Origin of the sequence: Chitinophaga alhagiae (assembly GCF_003568665.1) — a bacterium.
Taxonomy (GTDB): Bacteria; Bacteroidota; Bacteroidia; order Chitinophagales; family Chitinophagaceae; genus Chitinophaga; species Chitinophaga alhagiae.
Map to the genome: position 1 here is coordinate 1 of NZ_QXMH01000012.1, position 717 is coordinate 717.

The 717-nt window shown below is 58.6% G+C and carries 1 pseudogene; it reads right to left on the reverse strand.

The window, feature by feature from the left end:
• Positions 1-717, reverse strand: a pseudogene (locus D3A97_RS24720) (DUF6443 domain-containing protein); the annotation flags it as partial.

Here is a 717-nt window from a genome sequence, read left to right on the forward strand (position 1 = left end):
CCCATCCCCCATCTTCACATTAAACTTCGTGGCCGGGTTCTCCGCCCACGTATGCGCGGTACCGGGGCTTTCCCTGAAGTCCGCCTTCAGCAGCCGGTTGGCCGCATCATAGCTGTAACCATAGGCATGTTTCACCGTGGAGTTGTTAGTACCCCGCCACTTGATGCCCGCTATGTTGCCGTTGAACTGGTTAGCGGAAAAACCATAGTCATAGTTCAGCTCCTGGCCGAAGTAGTGCTCTGTGGCCGTGTTGTCCACATAACCCTTATTGATGCCCCGCAGCCAGCCTCGGATGTTATAGTCATAGGTCAGGCTCTCCAGCTCATTGCCATCGCTCTTCTTAAAGGTCTTTTTCTTCAGCTGCCCCAGGGCGTCGTATTCGTTGGTGGCAATGTCTGTTACCGTGCCGTTGTTGCCCGCCTTCTTCTGTACCTTCAGCAGCCGCCCGCCGTGGTCGTAGCTCAGCATGGTCAGCAGCTTCACCTCCGGCGTCACCGCGCTGCGCGGGTTGCGCAATACCTGCGACGTGCTCAGCACCTGACCGTTGAAGTTGTACAGGTTGGAGACGATATCTTCCCCGCCCGTGGCATTGTCTGCCAGCACCTGCAGCACCCGGCCCTTGGCATCGTAGCGGGTAGTGGTCACCAGCCAGCGGTCATTGGCCCCGTTGCCTTCCAGCAGCCGCACCTTGGTGCCCGTGACCAGCCCTTTGGTCTG